The 15,500-nt window shown below is 64.8% G+C and carries 14 protein-coding genes; 8 read left to right on the plus strand and 6 right to left on the minus strand.

What is annotated here, in order from left to right:
- Positions 1-37 precede the first annotated feature (37 nt).
- Positions 38-985 (minus strand): LysR family transcriptional regulator, encoded by a 948-nt coding sequence (locus DJ563_RS25360; protein ID WP_033702895.1) that lies wholly within the window; start codon positions 983-985, stop codon positions 38-40.
- 191 nt (positions 986-1,176) lie between these two features.
- On the opposite strand from DJ563_RS25360, the gene DJ563_RS25365 reads away from it, so the two are divergent.
- From DJ563_RS25365 to DJ563_RS25380, 4 genes are read left to right on the plus strand one after another with little or no spacing between them, the layout of a single operon-like run.
- Positions 1,177-2,706, plus strand: a complete 1,530-nt coding sequence (locus DJ563_RS25365) for an efflux transporter outer membrane subunit (RefSeq protein WP_434518534.1) — start codon at positions 1,177-1,179, stop codon at positions 2,704-2,706.
- A complete protein-coding gene (locus DJ563_RS25370; protein ID WP_274099891.1) occupies positions 2,703-4,880 on the plus strand; it encodes an FUSC family protein in 2,178 nt (725 codons plus the stop codon). Before DJ563_RS25365 ends, DJ563_RS25370 begins: the two co-directional genes overlap by 4 nt.
- Before the next feature lie 4 nt (positions 4,881-4,884).
- Positions 4,885-5,085 (plus strand): DUF1656 domain-containing protein, encoded by a 201-nt coding sequence (locus DJ563_RS25375; protein WP_027595286.1) that lies wholly within the window; start codon positions 4,885-4,887, stop codon positions 5,083-5,085.
- Positions 5,086-5,095: 10 nt separating this feature from the next.
- Positions 5,096-5,956: an efflux RND transporter periplasmic adaptor subunit gene (locus tag DJ563_RS25380; RefSeq protein ID WP_033702892.1), complete on the plus strand. Its 861-nt coding sequence runs from the start codon at positions 5,096-5,098 to the stop codon at positions 5,954-5,956.
- Between the two features lie 126 nt (positions 5,957-6,082).
- Here DJ563_RS25380 and DJ563_RS25385 read toward each other — a convergent pair whose 3' ends face one another.
- Positions 6,083-6,532 (minus strand): universal stress protein, encoded by a 450-nt coding sequence (locus DJ563_RS25385; protein ID WP_033702891.1) that lies wholly within the window; start codon positions 6,530-6,532, stop codon positions 6,083-6,085.
- A 169-nt stretch (positions 6,533-6,701) separates the two neighbouring features.
- Here DJ563_RS25385 and DJ563_RS25390 point away from each other — a divergent pair, with 169 nt between their 5' ends.
- The 4 genes from DJ563_RS25390 (at position 6,702) to DJ563_RS25405 (ending at position 11,801) form a co-directional block, all read left to right on the plus strand.
- Positions 6,702-7,607, plus strand: coding sequence for a LysR family transcriptional regulator (locus DJ563_RS25390; protein WP_434518535.1), 906 nt, complete (start codon positions 6,702-6,704; stop codon positions 7,605-7,607).
- A gap of 115 nt (positions 7,608-7,722) precedes the next feature.
- Positions 7,723-9,264, plus strand: coding sequence for an MFS transporter (locus DJ563_RS25395; RefSeq protein ID WP_274099085.1), 1,542 nt, complete (start codon positions 7,723-7,725; stop codon positions 9,262-9,264).
- A 27-nt stretch (positions 9,265-9,291) separates the two neighbouring features.
- Entirely contained in the window at positions 9,292-10,353 is a 1,062-nt protein-coding gene (locus tag DJ563_RS25400; protein WP_274099084.1) for an HlyD family secretion protein, read from the plus strand.
- A complete protein-coding gene (locus DJ563_RS25405) occupies positions 10,350-11,801 on the plus strand; it encodes an efflux transporter outer membrane subunit (protein ID WP_274099083.1) in 1,452 nt (483 codons plus the stop codon). The genes DJ563_RS25400 and DJ563_RS25405 overlap by 4 nt, the downstream gene beginning before the upstream one ends.
- Positions 11,802-11,829: 28 nt before the next feature.
- Here the strand turns inward: DJ563_RS25405 and DJ563_RS25410 are convergent, their stop codons facing one another.
- The 4 genes from DJ563_RS25410 to DJ563_RS25425 all read right to left on the minus strand — a co-directional run bounded on the left by DJ563_RS25410 (position 11,830) and on the right by DJ563_RS25425 (position 15,479).
- A complete protein-coding gene (locus DJ563_RS25410) occupies positions 11,830-12,654 on the minus strand; it encodes an SDR family oxidoreductase (protein WP_274099082.1) in 825 nt (274 codons plus the stop codon).
- Positions 12,655-12,723: 69 nt separating this feature from the next.
- A complete protein-coding gene (locus DJ563_RS25415; RefSeq protein ID WP_274099081.1) occupies positions 12,724-13,188 on the minus strand; it encodes a multidrug transporter in 465 nt (154 codons plus the stop codon).
- Between the two features lie 151 nt (positions 13,189-13,339).
- Positions 13,340-14,794: a mannose-1-phosphate guanylyltransferase/mannose-6-phosphate isomerase gene (locus tag DJ563_RS25420; protein ID WP_033702884.1), complete on the minus strand. Its 1,455-nt coding sequence runs from the start codon at positions 14,792-14,794 to the stop codon at positions 13,340-13,342.
- Positions 14,795-14,831: 37 nt separating this feature from the next.
- A complete protein-coding gene (locus DJ563_RS25425; RefSeq protein ID WP_027595301.1) occupies positions 14,832-15,479 on the minus strand; it encodes an alginate O-acetyltransferase AlgF in 648 nt (215 codons plus the stop codon).
- Positions 15,480-15,500 lie beyond the last annotated feature (21 nt).

A 15,500-nucleotide genomic window follows, 5' to 3' on the forward strand; every position in this document is an offset into this window, starting at 1 on the left:
TTTCTTGCGGCTTGAAGCTTATGGCTTGCAGCTGCTTTCAGTTGGCGATCAGCACCTGATGGGTTTTCAGGTCTGCTTCATGGGCTGCAAGAATTTCCGGCAGCGAGTTGCGCAGGTACTCGACCCAGGTCTTGATCTTGGCATCCAGGTACTGGCGCGACGGGTAGATGGCGTACAGGTTCAGCTCCTGCAACCGGTACTCGGGCAGCACCCGCACCAGGCTGCCATCACGCAGGCCCTCGATGGCCGAATAGATTGGCAGCACGCCCACCCCCATGCCGCTGCGGATTGCGGTTTTCATGGCGTCTGCCGTGTTCACCTGGAACGGCGAGGTGCTGATGTTGACCATTTCCTGGCCTTCCGGGCCGTCGAACAGCCACTTTTCCAGTGGGATCACCGGGCTGACCATGCGCAGGCAGGCGTGCTTGAGCAGGTCGGCAGGCTTGTGCGCGATGCCGTTGCGCGCGATGTAGGCGGGCGAGGCGCAGACGATGCTGTAGGTGATGCCCAGGCGCTGCGACACGAAGCCCGAGTCCGGTAGCTCGGTGGCCAGCACGATGGACACGTCGTAGCCTTCGTCGAGCAGGTCCGGCACGCGGTTGGCCATGGTCAGGTCGAAGGTCACGTCCGGGTGCGATTCGCGGTAACGGGCGATGGCATCGACCACAAAGTGCTGGCCGACCCCGGTCATCGAGTGAACCTTCAACTGCCCGGCCGGGCGGGCATGGGCGTCGCTGGCCTCGGCTTCGGCTTCTTCAACGTAGGTAAGAATCTGTTCGCAGCGCATCAGGTAGCGCTTGCCGGCCTCGGTCAGCGCGATGCGGCGGGTGGTGCGGTTGAGCAGCCGTGTTTGCAGATGGGCTTCCAGATTGGAGACCGCCCGCGACACGTTCGCGGTGGTCGTATCCAGCTGCGCCGCCGCAGCCGTGAAGCTGCCAAGTTGGGCTACGCAACTGAAAGCACGCATATTTTGCAGGGTGTCCATGGGTCGCTCTCAAGGTAGAGGACAAAATTGTGTCACGAAGTAACGACGAAGTTATTAAAAGTTACCTTCGACCAAAGGCTGATTATCGCGCGTTTGGTAACAAAGATTCGCAGGAATATGCGCTTATCGCCAGTCCTGCGGCCCCCTAGAATTGCTCGGCCCCTCCACCTCTTCCTCGGGAAATCGCAGCTGTGCCGCGTCGCATCATCAGAACGCTTCAAGTGTTCAGTGCCTGTGCCCTTAGCCTCACCTTGAGCGGCTGTATCGGAACCTGGGGCATCGCCCCGCAAAGCAAGACGTTGCACGCCAACACCCTGACGACCGACGCGGCGATACGCGAAGCCGCCACTGACGCGCACTGGCCCGACCAGCAGTGGTGGCAGGCCTACCGCGACCCGCAGCTGAACCGCTGGGTTGCACTGGCCGTCGAAGGCAGCCCAAACCTGGCCATGGCCATGGCGCGGGTGCGCGAGGCCAAGGCCATGGCCGGTGTGGTCGAGTCTGCGGAAAAACTGCAGGTCAACGGCCAGGCGACACTCAAGCGCCATAATTGGCCTGAAGACCAGTTCTACGGCCCTGGCGCGCTGTCGGGCGCCAATACCTGGGACAACAACGCCGCCCTCGGTTTCAGCTATGCCCTCGACCTCTGGGGCCGCGAACGCAATGCCAGTGAACAGGCCGTGGACCAGGCGCACATGAGCGTGGCCGAGGCCCGCCAGGCGCAACTAGAGCTGCAGAGCAACGTGGTGCGTGCCTACATTCAGCTGAGCCTGCATTTTGCTCAGCGCGATATCGTCAAGGCTGAGCTCGAGCAGCAAGAGCAGATTCTGGCCCTGGCCGAGCGCCGGCTGGACGCGGGCATCGGTACCCACTTCGAAGTCAGCCAGGCGCAAGCGCCGCTGCCGGAAACCCATCGCCAGCTCGACAGCCTCAACGAAGACATCTCCCTGACCCGCAACCAGCTGGCCGCCTTGGCCGGCAAGGGGCCGGGCGACGGCGCGCAGATCGAGCGCCCGAGCCTGACCCTCGGCGCCCCGCTGAAGCTGCCCTCGGCACTGCCCGCCGAACTGGTGGGCCAGCGCCCGGACGTGGTGGCCAGCCGTTGGCAGGTGGCCGCGCAAGCCCGCGGCATCGACGTGGCGCATGCCGGCTTCTTCCCCAATGTCGACCTGGTCGGCAGCCTGGGCTTCATGGCCACCGGCGGCGGCCCGCTGGAGTTTCTCACCGGGCGCAAGTTCAACTACAACGTCGGCCCGGCCATCAGCCTGCCGATCTTCGACGGTGGCCGCCTGCGCTCGCAGCTGGGCGTCGCTTCGGCGGGCTATGACATGGCCGTGGCGCGTTACAACCAGACCGTGATCGGAGCGCTGAAAAACATTTCCGACCAGTTGATCCGCCGTGAGTCGATGAAAGAACAGTCGCACTTCGCCGCCGAATCGGTCGCCGCCGCGCAGAAGACCTACGACATCGCCATGGTCGCCTTCCAGCGTGGCCTGACCGACTACCTCAATGTGCTCAATGCGCAAACCTTGCTGTTCCGTCAGCAGCAGGTGCAGCAGCAGGTGCAGGCCGCCCGCCTGGTCGCCCATGCCGAGCTGGTCACGGCCCTGGGTGGCGGCCTGCAAGCGGGCCAGGACGTGCCGGAGCCAGGGCGCCAGACTGCGCCGAAAACCCCGGCCACCCTGGCCGTTTTCGACAAGCAGCCGGATAACGCCGAATGAGCACTTCCAGTCTGCCCGTGCGCTGGCTGCAGAGCCTGGAGTGGCGCCGGGGCTTCTTTGCCTGGGCGCGCACCGATGGTGTGACCTGGGTCTACATCTTCAAGGTGCTGGCTGCCGCCTTCATCACCCTGTGGCTGGCCATGCGCCTGGAACTGCCGCAGCCGCGCACGGCGATGATCACCGTGTTCATCGTCATGCAGCCGCAAAGCGGGCACGTGTTCGCCAAGAGCTTCTACCGGGTGCTCGGTACCCTGGCAGGTTCGGCGATGATGGTTGCGCTGATCGCCATCTTCCCGCAGAACACCGAGCTGTTCCTGCCCAGTCTCGCCCTGTGGGTCGGCCTGTGCTCGGCGGGCGCCATGCGTTACCGCACCTTCCGTGCCTATGGTTTCGTGCTGGCTGGCTACACCGCAGCGATGATCGGCTTGCCGGTGCTGCAACACCCCGACCAGGCCTTCATGGCTGCTGTGTGGCGGGTGCTGGAGATCGCCCTGGGGATTCTCGTTTCAACCTTTGTCAGCGCCGCGATTCTCCCGCAGTCGGCCAGCGCGGCCATGCGCAACGCCCTGTACCAGCGCTTTGGCGTGTTTGCCGGGGTGGTGGTCGAAGCCTTGCGTGGCGACAGCCAGCGTGACCGTTTCGAAACCAGCAACGTGCGCTTCGTTGCCGAGGCCGTGGGCCTGGAGAGCCTGCGTAACGTCACCGCCTTCGAAGACCCGCACATGCGCAGGCGCTCTGGCCGGCTGGTGCGCATGAACAGCGAATTCATGGCCATCACCACGCGCTTCAACGCCCTGCACCGGTTGCTCGAACGCCTGCGCGCACGTGGCCCATTGCAGATCGTCAGCGCCATCGAGCCGGGCCTGAACACCTTGGTCGCGTTGCTTGAACCCTACGTGGGCCGCGCCTTGACCGACTCGGACGCGTTGCGCCTGACGTTGGAGCTGGCCGCCTACAAAGAGGGCCTGCAAGCCCAGGTGCGTGGGCTGCGCACCGAGTACCAGCAGACCGACCCCAGCGAGTCCGACCTGCTCGACTTCCATACCGCCTTCGAGCTGCTCTACCGCTTCGTCGACGAGATGTACAGCTATGCCGAGACCCATGCCTCGCTGGCCGCGCACAAGCATCAGCGTGAGCAGTGGGACGAGCCGTATGTGGCGCAGACCAGCTGGCTGGTGTCACTGGCGGCCGGCGTGCGCGCTTCGGCGGTGCTGTTGCTGCTGGGCAGCTACTGGTTGCTCAGCGACTGGCCCAGCGGCGGCATGATGACGCTGATCGCCACGGTCACCGTGGGCCTGTCGGCGGCTTCGCCGAACCCCAAGCGCATGTCGTTCCAGATGGCCTGCGGCACGGCGATCGGGGCCTTTGTCGGCTTCTTCGAGACGTTCTTCGTATTCCCCTGGATCGACGGCTTCCCGCTGCTGTGCATGGTCCTGGCGCCGGTCTTCGTGCTCGGGGCGTTCCTCTCGTCGCGGCCTGCCTATGCCGGTTACGGCATCGGTTTGCTGGTGTTTTTCGCCATCGGTTCGGTGCCGAACAACCTGACCGTCTACGACCCCTACACCTTCATCAACGATTACATCGGCATGGTCATCGGCATGTTCGTCTGCGCCGCAGCCGGGGCGATCATCCTGCCGCCCAACAGCCGCTGGCTGTGGAGCCGGCTGGAGCAGGAGCTGCGCGAGCAGGTGCTGTTCGCCATCAGCGGCCGCTTGCGAGGCCTGGGCTCGGCCTTCGAGAGCCGCACCCGCGACCTGCTGCACCAGGCTTATGGCCTGGCGGCCGGCAAGCCGCAGGTGCAGAGCGAGCTGATGGGATGGATGTTCACCGTGCTGGAAGTCGGCCACGCCATCATCGAACTGCGCAAGGAGCAGGCCCGCGCGCCGATCCATCCGGCGTATGCCGAATCCCAGCCGTGGCGTCAGGCCATTCGCGTCATGGGCCGGGCGCTGGCGCGCTTGTTCCTGCAGCCCAGCGCCAGCAACCACGAGCGTGCCCTGGTGGCGGTGGACCATGCCATCAGCCGCGTGCAGGCCACCGATGAGCCGTTCGCCCGGCACTTCGACACCTCGGTGCTGCGCCGCGCGCAAAGCTACCTGCATTTCATCCGTTCTTCCCTGCTGGACCCTCAGTCGCCGCTGGCACCGGCGAAAGGATTGCATTATGCCCCGTGAAATCATGCCCCGTGAGATCGCCTTCCATGGCGTGTACATGCCCACCATGACCCTGATGTTCCTGTTCGCCCTGGGCCTGGCCTGGGGCCTGGACCGCTTCATCGCCAGCCATGACGGCTACCGCTTCTTCTGGCACCCGGCGCTGCTGCGCCTGAGCCTGTTCGTCTGCCTTTTCGGCGCCCTGGCGCTGTCTGTCTACTGGTGAGAAACCTTCGATGAAAAAGTTCTTCAGCCTGATCGCCACCCTGCTGGTGCTGGTGGCTGCCGTGGCGATCGGCCGCCAGTTGTGGCTGCACTACATGACCACGCCATGGACCCGCGACGGCCGGGTGCGTGCCGACATCATCAACGTCGCCGCTGACGTGCCGGGCTATGTGGTGGGCGTGCCGGTCAAGGACAACCAGCGGGTGAAGAAGGGCGACCTGCTGATCCAGATCGACCCTGAGCACTATCAGCTGGCCGTCGACCAAGCCAAGGCCTTGGTCGCCTCGCGCAAGGCCACCTGGGAGATGCGCAAGGTCAACGCCAAGCGCCGGGCCGACATGGACAACCTGGTGATCTCCAAGGAAAACCGCGACGACGCCAGCAACATCGCCAACTCGGCCCAGGCGGATTATCAACAGGCCCTGGCCGAGTTGGCGGCGGCCGAGTTGAACCTCAAGCGCACGCATATCGTGGCCACGGTGGATGGCTACGTGACCAACCTGAACATTCACAAGGGCGACTATGCGCGCACCGGTGAGGCGGTGATGGCGGTGGTCGATGAGCACTCATTCTGGGTCTACGGCTTTTTCGAAGAGACCAAGCTGCCGCATGTAAAGGTAGGTGATCGGGCCGAGTTGCAGATGATGAGCGGCGAGCGCATCACCGGCCATGTGGAGAGCATCGCGCGCGGTATCTATGACCGCGACAACCCGCAGAGCCGTGAGCTGATCGCTGATGTGAACCCGACGTTCAACTGGGTGCGGCTGGCGCAGCGGGTGCCTGTGCGGATTCACATTGATGAAGTGCCAGAAGGGTTTTTGCTGGCGGCGGGGACGACCTGTACGGTGGTGGTGAAGCCGGGTGAGGAGTGAGGTGTTTGCCCCAGTGTTCGCCGCAACCCTTCTGGCGCCCATGAGATCGAGCGCCGCGCGGGCGGCGCTCGATCTCATGGGCGCTGCAAAACTCAAGACGAACCCTCGCAGGCGCCCCCCCAATCTCTACCCCGCAACCCCCACCAACACCGGCACCTCGACCCGGTCAATCACCTTCGCGCTGATCGACGGATCCAGCAACCGCCCCAATCGCGACAAATGCCGGTGCCCCATGATGATCAACTCGCACCCCAGCTCCTGCGCCTGGCCAACGATAACCTCTACCGGCTGCCCGGCCACCATGGCCCCTTGGCTGGCAAAACCCGCCTTTTGCAACACACGCACGGCATCCGCCACGGCGCTTTCGCCCAAGTGCTGCTCCTCGCAGGCAGCCGGGTATTCCTCCAGTTCCTCGGCGGTATAGGGCGCAGGTTGGTCGTGCACGGTAAAGGTGGTGTCGATGGCCAGCAGCACGTGCAGTTCATGTTCGTCAGGGCGGCAGTAGCGGCGGGCGAGGGTGAGCAGGGCGGCGGCAGCAGGGGAGGCATCGATGGCAATCAAGACGGTGCTAGGCATGTGAATCCTTGTCGAAGCTGGCTAGTCGGTTGGCTGTACAGCCACTGCGTCACTTATGGCCCATCCCGCACCCCGAATAAATGCTCCCTCACGCACGACCTTATTGCATCAGACGCAATCAACCAACCTGCTACCATCGCCTTTCCCACAGCTGTAACGGAAAACGGCCATGCAACTCCCGGACATGAACCTGCTCGTCGCCCTCGACGCCCTGCTTGACGAAGGCAGTGTGGTGGGCGCGGCGCAGCGCATGAACCTGAGCCCGGCGGCCATGAGCCGGACATTGGGGCGTATCCGCGATGCGCTGGGTGACCCGATTCTGGTACGCGCCGGCCGTGGCCTGGTGCCCACCCCCCGTGCGCTGGCCTTGCGCGAGCAGGTGCATGGCCTGGTGGAGCAGGCTGGGCAGGTGTTTCGCAGCCGTGACGATGTCGACCTGGTGAACCTGGACCGTGCCTTCAACATCCGCACCAACGACCTGTTCATTGCCCTGTACGGCGCCCAGTTGCTGCGCATGATGCTGGCCCAGGCACCGCGCACGGTGCTGCGCTTTGTGCCGGAGGGCAGTGGCGACGATGATGCGGTGCTGCGCAACGGGCACATCGACCTGATCATCAGCTCGGCCATCGAACTGGGCCCGGAAATCAAGGTGCAGAGCCTGTTCAACACCTACTTCGTGGGCCTGGCGCGTGTGGGGCACCCGATCTTCGACGCCGAGATTACCCCTGAGCGTTTCGCCGCCTACCCGCAGATCAGCGTGTCGCGCCGCGGCCGGGCCAATGGGCCAATCGATGAGGCGTTGGCCCACCACAAGGTGGAGCGGCGGGTGGCGCTGATCACCACCAGCTTCCACTCGGCGATGTTCTCGTTGCCGGATTCGGACCTGATCCTGCCGATACCGGCCAATATCCTCAATAGCGTACAGCGCTTGAAGCTGCCCTTGCGCTCGTTCGAGATCCCCGTGCCGCTGGCAAAGGTCAATGTGATGCAGGCCTGGCACCCACGGTTCGACAACGACCCAGCGCATCGGTGGCTGCGCCAGACCCTGAAGGCGTGTGGCCGCATGGACCCGTGACAGCGCCATCAATTGCGTCTGGCGCAATATAAAGCTGCCAACAAGTCAGTTTTCGTAAGCATTCGATCTTCTTAGACTTGCTCCAGCCTAAAATTGTTGCTGGAGATGTATTCCCATGAGTTCCCTGACCGCGCCCTCTGCTGCGCTGGCCGCCGCCCCTGCGCCGGCCGCCCCTGCGCAGACGGCGTTCGGCCTGCAGGTGGTGGTTGGGCTGTTCGGCGTGTTGCTGGCGGTGTTGTGCGCCGGCCTCAACGAGGCGGTGACCAAGATTTCCCTCAACGACATCCGTGGCGCCATGGGCATCGGTGCCGACGAGGGCGCCTGGCTGTTGGCCGTGTACAGCGCGGCGTCGGTGTCGGCGATGGCCTTCGCACCCTGGCTCGCCACGACCTTTTCGCTGCGCCGCTTCACCCTGTCTGCCGTCGGCCTGTTCGCCGTGCTGGGCTTGCTGCAACCCTTCGCCCCCAACCTGCACAGCCTGATGCTGCTGCGCGTGCTGCAGGGTTTCGCCTCTGGCGCCTTGCCGCCGATGCTGATGAGCGTCGCACTGCGCTTTCTGCCACCGGGCATCAAGGTCTATGGCCTGGCCTGCTATGCCCTGACCGCCACCTTCGGGCCGAACCTCGGCACGCCGCTGGCGGGCCTCTGGACCGAGTACGTCGGCTGGCAGTGGGCGTTCTGGCAGATCATTTTGCCGTCGCTGCTGGCAATGTTATGCGTCGGTTGGGGCCTGCCCCAGGACCCGCTGCGCCTCGAACGCTTCAAGCAACTCGACTGGCGTGGTGTGCTGCTTGGCCTGCCCGCCATCAGCTGCACCGTGCTGGGCCTGTCGTTGGGCGACCGCTGGGGCTGGTTTGACTCGCCGCTGATCTGCTGGTTGCTGGGCGGTGGCCTGCTGTTGCTGGTGCTGTTCCTGTACAACGAATGGTCCGAGCCGTTGCCGTTCTTCCAGCTGCGCATGCTCTCGCGGCGCAACCTGAGCTTTGCCTTGCTGACCCTGGCCGGTGTGCTGATCGTGTTGTCGGGTGTGGGCAGCATTCCGTCGGCGTACCTGGCGCAGATCCAGGGCTACCGCCCGGCGCAGACCAGCCCGCTGATGATGCTGGTGGCCATGCCGCAACTCATCGCCCTGCCGCTCACGGCGGCGCTGTGCAACATCCGTGCGGTGGACTGCCGCTGGGTGCTGGCGACGGGGCTTGGCATGCTGGCGCTGTCGTGCGTGGGCAGCAGCCTGCTGACCTCCGAATGGATACGCGGCGATTTCTACCCCTTCTACCTGCTGCAGGTGTTTGGCCAGCCGATGGCGGTGTTGCCGTTGCTGATGCTTTCCACCAATGGCATGACCCCGCAGGAGGGCCCGTTCGCCTCGGCCTGGTTCAATACGGTCAAAGGGCTGTCGGCGGTGATTGCCGGTGGCCTGCTGGATGCCCTGGGCACCGTGCGCCGGCATTTTCATTCCAACCACCTGGTCGACAGCCTGGGCAACGCGCCGTTGATCGATGGCAGCGCCACCGGCCTTGCCCGACGCATTCATGAACAGGCCCAGGTACTGACCTCGGCCGACCAGTACCTGGTGATGGCCTGCATCGCCGTCGCTTTGATCTGCCTGATCCCCTTCGTGCCTACCCGGATCTTCCCGCCGCGTGCGGTGGCTTGAGCCCGTGAATGAATTCGAGAACTTGAAATGACCAACAACCGCAAGACAATCATCATCGGCTCGGTGCTCGCCGTGGCCGTGCTGGCCGCCATCGTCGGCCCCTGGATGTTTGGCAGTGACCACCGCCAGCGCACCAACGACGCCTACGTGATCGCCGACTACACCGTGGTCGCGCCCAAAGTCGCAGGCTTTATCAAAGAGGTGCTGGTCGAGGACAACCAGCAGGTCAAGGCCGGCCAGTTGCTGGCGACCATCGATGCCCGCGACTATCAGGCCGCGCTCGACGCTGCCCAGGCACAATTGCTGGTGGCCAAGGCGCAGAGCGCCGACGCCCGCGCCACGCTGGAGCGCCAGGCGGCACTGATCGCCCAGGCCGAGGCCGCGGTGAAAGCGGCTCAGGCCGAAACCGCCTTCGCCGATCATGAAGTCAACCGCTACAGCCGCCTGGCCGAGCAGGGCGCCGGCACCGTGCAGAACGCGCAGCAAGCGCGCAGCGGGGTCGACCAGGCCCGTGCGCGCCTGGCCAATACCCAGGCGGCCTTGCTGGCGACACGCAAACAGGTGGACATCCTCACCGCCCAGGTGGCCAGTGCCGATGGCCAGCTCAAGCGTGCCGAAGCCGGGCTGGAAAAGGCCCAGCTGGACCTGTCCTACACGCGCATCACCGCACCGGTGGACGGTATGGTCGGTGAGCGTGCCTTGCGCGTGGGCGCCTATGTCAACCCGGGTGCTCGCCTGTTGTCGGTGGTGCCGTTGCAGCAGGCCTATGTGGTCGGCAACTTCCAGGAAACCCAGCTGACCCACGTGCAGCCTGGCCAACCGGTGAGCATCACGGTCGACACCTTCTCTGGCGAGCAACTCAAGGGCCATGTCGAGAGTATTGCGCCGGCCACCGGGGTCACCTTTGCCGCCGTCAAACCCGACAATGCCACCGGTAACTTCACCAAGGTGGTGCAGCGCATTCCGGTGAAGATCGTCTTCGATGACGGCCAGGCGCTGCTTGCACGGCTGCGCGTGGGCATGTCGGTGGAAGCCACCATCGATACCCGTGGCGACAAGCTCGAGGGCAAAGAGGTGAGCGCGCGATGAAACCAGCATTACGCTTGAGCCCGTTGTTGCTGGCTGTGCTCATGGCCGGCTGCACCCTGGGGCCGGACTTCCAGCGCCCCGCCAGCCAGGCCCCGCAACAGTGGGCGGCGCTGCAAGGCGAGGCCGCAGCAAGCCAGCCGCAGGCCGAACCGCTGGAACTGCGCTGGTGGGAAACCTTTCACGATGCCCGCCTCAGCGCGCTGATCCAGCAGGTCACCGAACGCAACCTGGACCTGCAGATGGCCAGTGCCCGCCTGCTGCAAAGCCGCGCCCTGCGCAGTACGGTGGCGGCGGACGAAGCGCCTTCGGTGGATGTGAACGCGGGCTACAGCCGTGCTCGCAACAGCGCCGAAGGGCTGAGCGACCCCTCTGGCCATGCCGGTAAGTCTGCCTTCAACCTGTGGCAGGGTGACCTGGTCGCGGGTTGGGAGCTGGACCTCTGGGGCCGCGTGCGGCGCCAGGTCGAGGCTGCCGATGCGACGGTCGAAGTGGCCGAGAACGACCGCCGTGGCGTGCTGCTGGCCCTGCTGTCGGAAACCGCCGGCAACTATATTCAGCTGCGTGCGGTGCAGCACACGCTTGATGTCACCCGTGACAACCTGAAGGTGGCGCAGCACAGCTTGAAGCTGTCTGAAAACCGCCAGGCCGAAGGTGTCGCCACCCGCCTCGACGTGGCCCAGGCCAGTGCCCAGGTCGCCTCGATCGAAGCCCGCCTGCCCAGCCTGGAGGCCCGCCGCGACGACCTGATCAACGCCCTCAGCCTGCTCGCGGCCGAACCGCCACGCAGCCTGCAGGCGCAGCTGCTCGAAGGCGGTGAACTGCCCGCGCCACAACAGCAGTTCGCCATCGGCTTGCCGTCCGAGCTGGCTGAGCGCCGCCCGGACATTCGCCAGGCCGAGGCGCGGTTGCACGCGGCAACCGCCAGCATCGGCGTGGCCAAGGCCGACTTCTACCCGAGCATTCGGCTGTCGGGCAGCATGGGGTTCCAGGCCATGCAGCTGTCTGACTTCGGCGGCTGGGACTCGCGCCGCTTCGCCTTCGGCCCACAACTGTCGTTGCCGATCTTCGAAGGGGGGCGGCTTAAAGGCACGCTGGAGTTGCGCGAGGCGCAGCAGCAGGAAGCGGCGCTCAACTACCGCAAGGTGGTGCTCGGCGCCTGGCACGAGATCGACGATGTGCTGCGCCTGTACAACGCCAGCCAGTTGCGCCGCGACCACCTGGCCGAGGCGGTGCGGCAGAACCGCATCGCCCTGGAGACTGCCCAGCGCCAGTATGTGGAAGGGGCGGTGGATTTTCTCAATGTGCTGACGGTACAGGGTGCGTTGCTGGCCAGCGAAGAGCAGTGGATCGACAGCTCGGCAGCGGTTTCCCAGGCCTTGGTGGGGTTGTACAAGGCGCTGGGCGGGGGCTGGCAGGCGTTTGATACTCAGCCGTCGAAAAAGGTGTGATGGTTGCGCTGGCTGTGCTGGCCAAACATCAAAGCGGACGCAGCAACCCGAACCGCTTGCGCAACACCCAGCCCAGCAGCCGCCGCGGCAACAGCCTGGCGATCAGCGGCAACGCCGTGCTGCCATTGCCCAACCTCACCACCGCAGGCACCGCCGTTTTGCGCGTAGCCGCCAGCACCCCTTGGGCAAACACGGCTGCCGGCGTCGGCCGGTCCTGCGACGCCCGGGCGCGTGCCTGGACGTACTCGCGCAGCGGCCACCACGGTGAATCCGCCGCCAGTACCTGCTCGGCCTGGCGCTGGGCATTGCTGGCGAACTGCGAGGCGATCGCCCCCGGTTGCACTTCCATCACCCGAATGCCAAACGGTGCCAGCTCCAGGCGCAGGGCATCGCTCAGGGCGTTGACGGCGGCCTTCGAGGCGCAATAGGCACCCGCGAATGGCGTGACCAGTACCCCGGAAACGCTGCCGATGTTCACCACCAGCCCGCGCGCGCGACGCAGCAGCGGGAACAGCGCGCGGGTCACACCGACCACGGCGAATACATTGGTTTCGAATTGCTGGCGCATCGCGTCTACGCCGCCATCGAGCAGCGGGCCCATGGCGCCGTAGCCGGCGTTGTTGATCAGGATGTCGAGGCTGGCGTGGCGCGTTTGCAGCTCATCGGCCAGTTGCGTCAGGGCATTGCTGTCATTGACGTCCAGTTGCCGGGCGGTGAAGCCGGCAGCGGACAACTGCTCGACGTCTTCAGGCTTGCGGGCGGTGGCCCAGACCTCGTGGCCGGCATCGCGGAAGGCGTTGGCCAGGGCGCGGCCGATGCCGCTGGAACAACCGGTGATCAGTACGGTGGGCATGGGGGGAGGGCCTTGGGTCTGGGAAATGGGTGTCGTGTGCACCGCGAAGAGGCCGGGGCAGGCAATGCGTCAATTGGCAAATGTACCCTGCAGACGCTCGGCACGAAACTCCAGCGTCTGTGCTCGGTAACCGGAACGCAGGGGCGGTACCGGCAGGCAATCGTTCCATTCGGCACCCGGTTGCAGCTCACCCGGCCCGCGGTAACGCGGCGCGCTGTAGGTGTTTTCGGCAAGGTTGACGGTATCGCCTGGCGCATACGCGCCCACGCGCCAACGCAGCTCGGTGAGCGGGGCCTTGTTGCCGTTTTTCATGTGCACGTGCAGCGCGCGGTCGGCGGGGCACTTGTCAGGGGCGTAGCTCAGGCGCAAGTCCAGGCGTGCCAGTTGCGTGGCTTCGCGGGTGTCTTGCCAGGCGACGAACAGGGCGACCAGGCCCAGGCCACAGACAGCGGCCAGGGATATCGGCAGGGCTTTGGCCGGGTAGCGCAGCAGCAGCACCAGCCAGGTGAGGATGAGGAAGGCACCGATGATCATGGGGCTTGCAGACCTTGGTTGCGCGGGTCTGACCATCGTAGCTTGAAATGGGGGAGGGCTCAAAAGCGGGAGGGCTTTGCCCTCCTTTCGCGACACAAGGCCGCTCCTACCGGATCGTGTGATCTTTGCAGGTGCGGCCCCGGGGTTTCACTTACTGCGCGATGGTTTTCACCGAAACACCACGCTCGACCGGCGTCGAGGTGCGCCCGTAGACGTCCTCGAAACGCTCGATATCATCCTCGCCCAGGTAGCTGCCAGACTGCACTTCGATGATCTCCAGTGGGATCTTGCCTGGGTTGCGCAGGCGGTGGATCGAGGCGATCGGGATGTAGGTCGACTGGTTCTCGGTCAGCAGGAACACGTTCTCGTCGCACGTCACTTCGGCAGTGCCGGACACCACGATCCAGTGCTCGGCGCGGTGGTGGTGCATCTGCAGCGACAGGCTGGCGCCCGGCTTGACGGTGATGTGCTTGACCTGGAAGCGGCCGCCCATGTCCACCGAGTCGTACGAGCCCCATGGGCGGTACACTTCCAGGTGGTTCTGAGTCTCGCTGCGGCCCTGCTCGTCCAGGGTCTTGACCATCTGCTTGACGCCTTGGACCTTGTCCTTGTGGGCAATCATCATGGCGTCCTTGGTCTCGACCACGACGATGTTCTCGAGGCCGATCACCGACACCAGCTTGCCATTGCCATGGATCATGCAGTTGCGGCTGTCCTGCACCACCACATCGCCTTTGGTGACGTTGCCGTTGTCGTCCTTGTCGTGCACTTCCCACAGCGACGACCAGCAGCCCACGTCGCTCCAGCCGGCCGACATCGGCACCACGCAGGCACGCTGGGTCTTCTCCATCACCGCATAGTCGATGGAGTTGTCCGGGCAGCAGGCGAAGGTGGCTTCGTCGATGCTCAACACATCGTCTTCTTCCTGGCTGCGTTCCAGGGCCAGCACACAGGTGTCGTAGATGTCGGCGTCGTGCTTTTTCAGCTCTTCGAGGAAACGGCTGGCGCGGAACAGGAACATGCCGCTGTTCCAGAAATAGCCCCCGGCCTTGACGAACTCGGCGGCGCGTTTTTCATCGGGTTTTTCGACGAACTGCGCAACCCGCGCCACGCCTTCTGGCAGCAGTGCGTCCTGGCTGGAGCGGATGTAGCCATAGCCGGTCTCAGGCTTGGTCGCCGGCACGCCGAACAGCACCATCTCGCCACGCTCGGCGGCCACGGTGGCCAGGGCCAGGGCGCGCTGCAGGGCTTTCTGATCGTCGATCACGTGGTCGGCAGGCAGCACCAGCATCAAGTCGTCGCGGCCTTCGCTGACCAGCTTCATCGCGGTCATCGCCACGGCGGGCGCCGTGTTGCGGCCGAACGGCTCCATCAGGATGGCCTGGGTTTCAAGCTTCAGGGCGCCGAGCTGCTCCTGGACGATGAACTTGTGGTCCTTGTTGCAGACCACGATCGGCGCATCCATGCCTTCGAACACCAGGCGCTGAATGGTTTGCTGGAACAGCGTGTGTTCACCGGTCAGGGCCAGGAACTGCTTGGGGAACTGCTTGCGCGACAGAGGCCACAGACGCGAACCGCTACCACCAGAAAGAATTACCGGGATCATGATGTTTCTCCAATAAGGTCGTTAACGAGGCAGGGGATCAGTTGGTGGACACTGGGCGGGTGACCCAGACCGGCGACAGGCTGCTGCCCGAGCCGGTGACGTACAGCACGGCAGCTTCGCCGCGCTCCAGGGCGACGGGTTTGACGTCGCTGACTTTCTTGTCACCTGCATACAGGGCGAGGTTGACCTTGACCGGGTTGATCTCACGCTCGCCACGGCCTTTGGCTGCTACCGGGGTGACCACTTCGGTCTTGCCATCGGCGGTCTTCAGGGTCAGCGACTGATCGCTGAGGTTCTGTACGCGTACCAGGGCTTTCTGCTTGTTCTTGAACGGTGGCTCTTCGATCAGTTGCGGGTTGCCGCTGCCGCTGTTGACCAGGGTGTAGTACTTGTCCGAGGCCAGCTTGACCGGGACGCTCTTGCCGCCGACCTGGGCGGTGTAGTCGCCACCCGGCAGGAAGCTGAAGTCGCTGCTGGCCTGGGCGCCAACTTGTTTGATCTGGGTATTGCCGACCGAGGCGGCGGCCGGGGCGCTGGCAGCGTTGTACAGGCGCACGAAGGTCGAGCCTTTCGGTGCGGTCGGGCCATACAGCGCGGCATCGGCGCCGGCGAAGGCCTGCATCGAAGCAAGGGAAAGGCCGGCCGCGAGGGTGAGGGCTTTGGCAATGGAAGTTTTGGTAGTCATGTGCGTGTTCCTCTCTATCGA

The sequence above is a fragment of the Pseudomonas sp. NFX1 genome (assembly GCF_051123555.1).
GTDB classification, from domain to species: domain Bacteria; phylum Pseudomonadota; class Gammaproteobacteria; order Pseudomonadales; family Pseudomonadaceae; genus Aquipseudomonas; species Aquipseudomonas capeferrum.

Coding starts and splice junctions, on each gene's coding strand:
- DJ563_RS25400 (WP_274099084.1), top strand. CDS start 9,292: ATGACCAACAACCGCAAGACAATCATCATCGGCTCGGTGCTCGCCGTG.
- DJ563_RS25385 (WP_033702891.1), bottom strand. CDS start 6,532: ATGCCTAGCACCGTCTTGATTGCCATCGATGCCTCCCCTGCTGCCGCC.
- DJ563_RS25360 (WP_033702895.1), bottom strand. CDS start 985: ATGGACACCCTGCAAAATATGCGTGCTTTCAGTTGCGTAGCCCAACTT.
- DJ563_RS25380 (WP_033702892.1), top strand. CDS start 5,096: ATGAAAAAGTTCTTCAGCCTGATCGCCACCCTGCTGGTGCTGGTGGCT.
- DJ563_RS25370 (WP_274099891.1), top strand. CDS start 2,703: ATGAGCACTTCCAGTCTGCCCGTGCGCTGGCTGCAGAGCCTGGAGTGG.
- DJ563_RS25410 (WP_274099082.1), bottom strand. CDS start 12,654: ATGCCCACCGTACTGATCACCGGTTGTTCCAGCGGCATCGGCCGCGCC.
- DJ563_RS25425 (WP_027595301.1), bottom strand. CDS start 15,479: ATGACTACCAAAACTTCCATTGCCAAAGCCCTCACCCTCGCGGCCGGC.
- DJ563_RS25415 (WP_274099081.1), bottom strand. CDS start 13,188: ATGATCATCGGTGCCTTCCTCATCCTCACCTGGCTGGTGCTGCTGCTG.
- DJ563_RS25395 (WP_274099085.1), top strand. CDS start 7,723: ATGAGTTCCCTGACCGCGCCCTCTGCTGCGCTGGCCGCCGCCCCTGCG.
- DJ563_RS25375 (WP_027595286.1), top strand. CDS start 4,885: ATGCCCCGTGAGATCGCCTTCCATGGCGTGTACATGCCCACCATGACC.
- DJ563_RS25405 (WP_274099083.1), top strand. CDS start 10,350: ATGAAACCAGCATTACGCTTGAGCCCGTTGTTGCTGGCTGTGCTCATG.
- DJ563_RS25390 (WP_434518535.1), top strand. CDS start 6,702: ATGCAACTCCCGGACATGAACCTGCTCGTCGCCCTCGACGCCCTGCTT.
- DJ563_RS25420 (WP_033702884.1), bottom strand. CDS start 14,794: ATGATCCCGGTAATTCTTTCTGGTGGTAGCGGTTCGCGTCTGTGGCCT.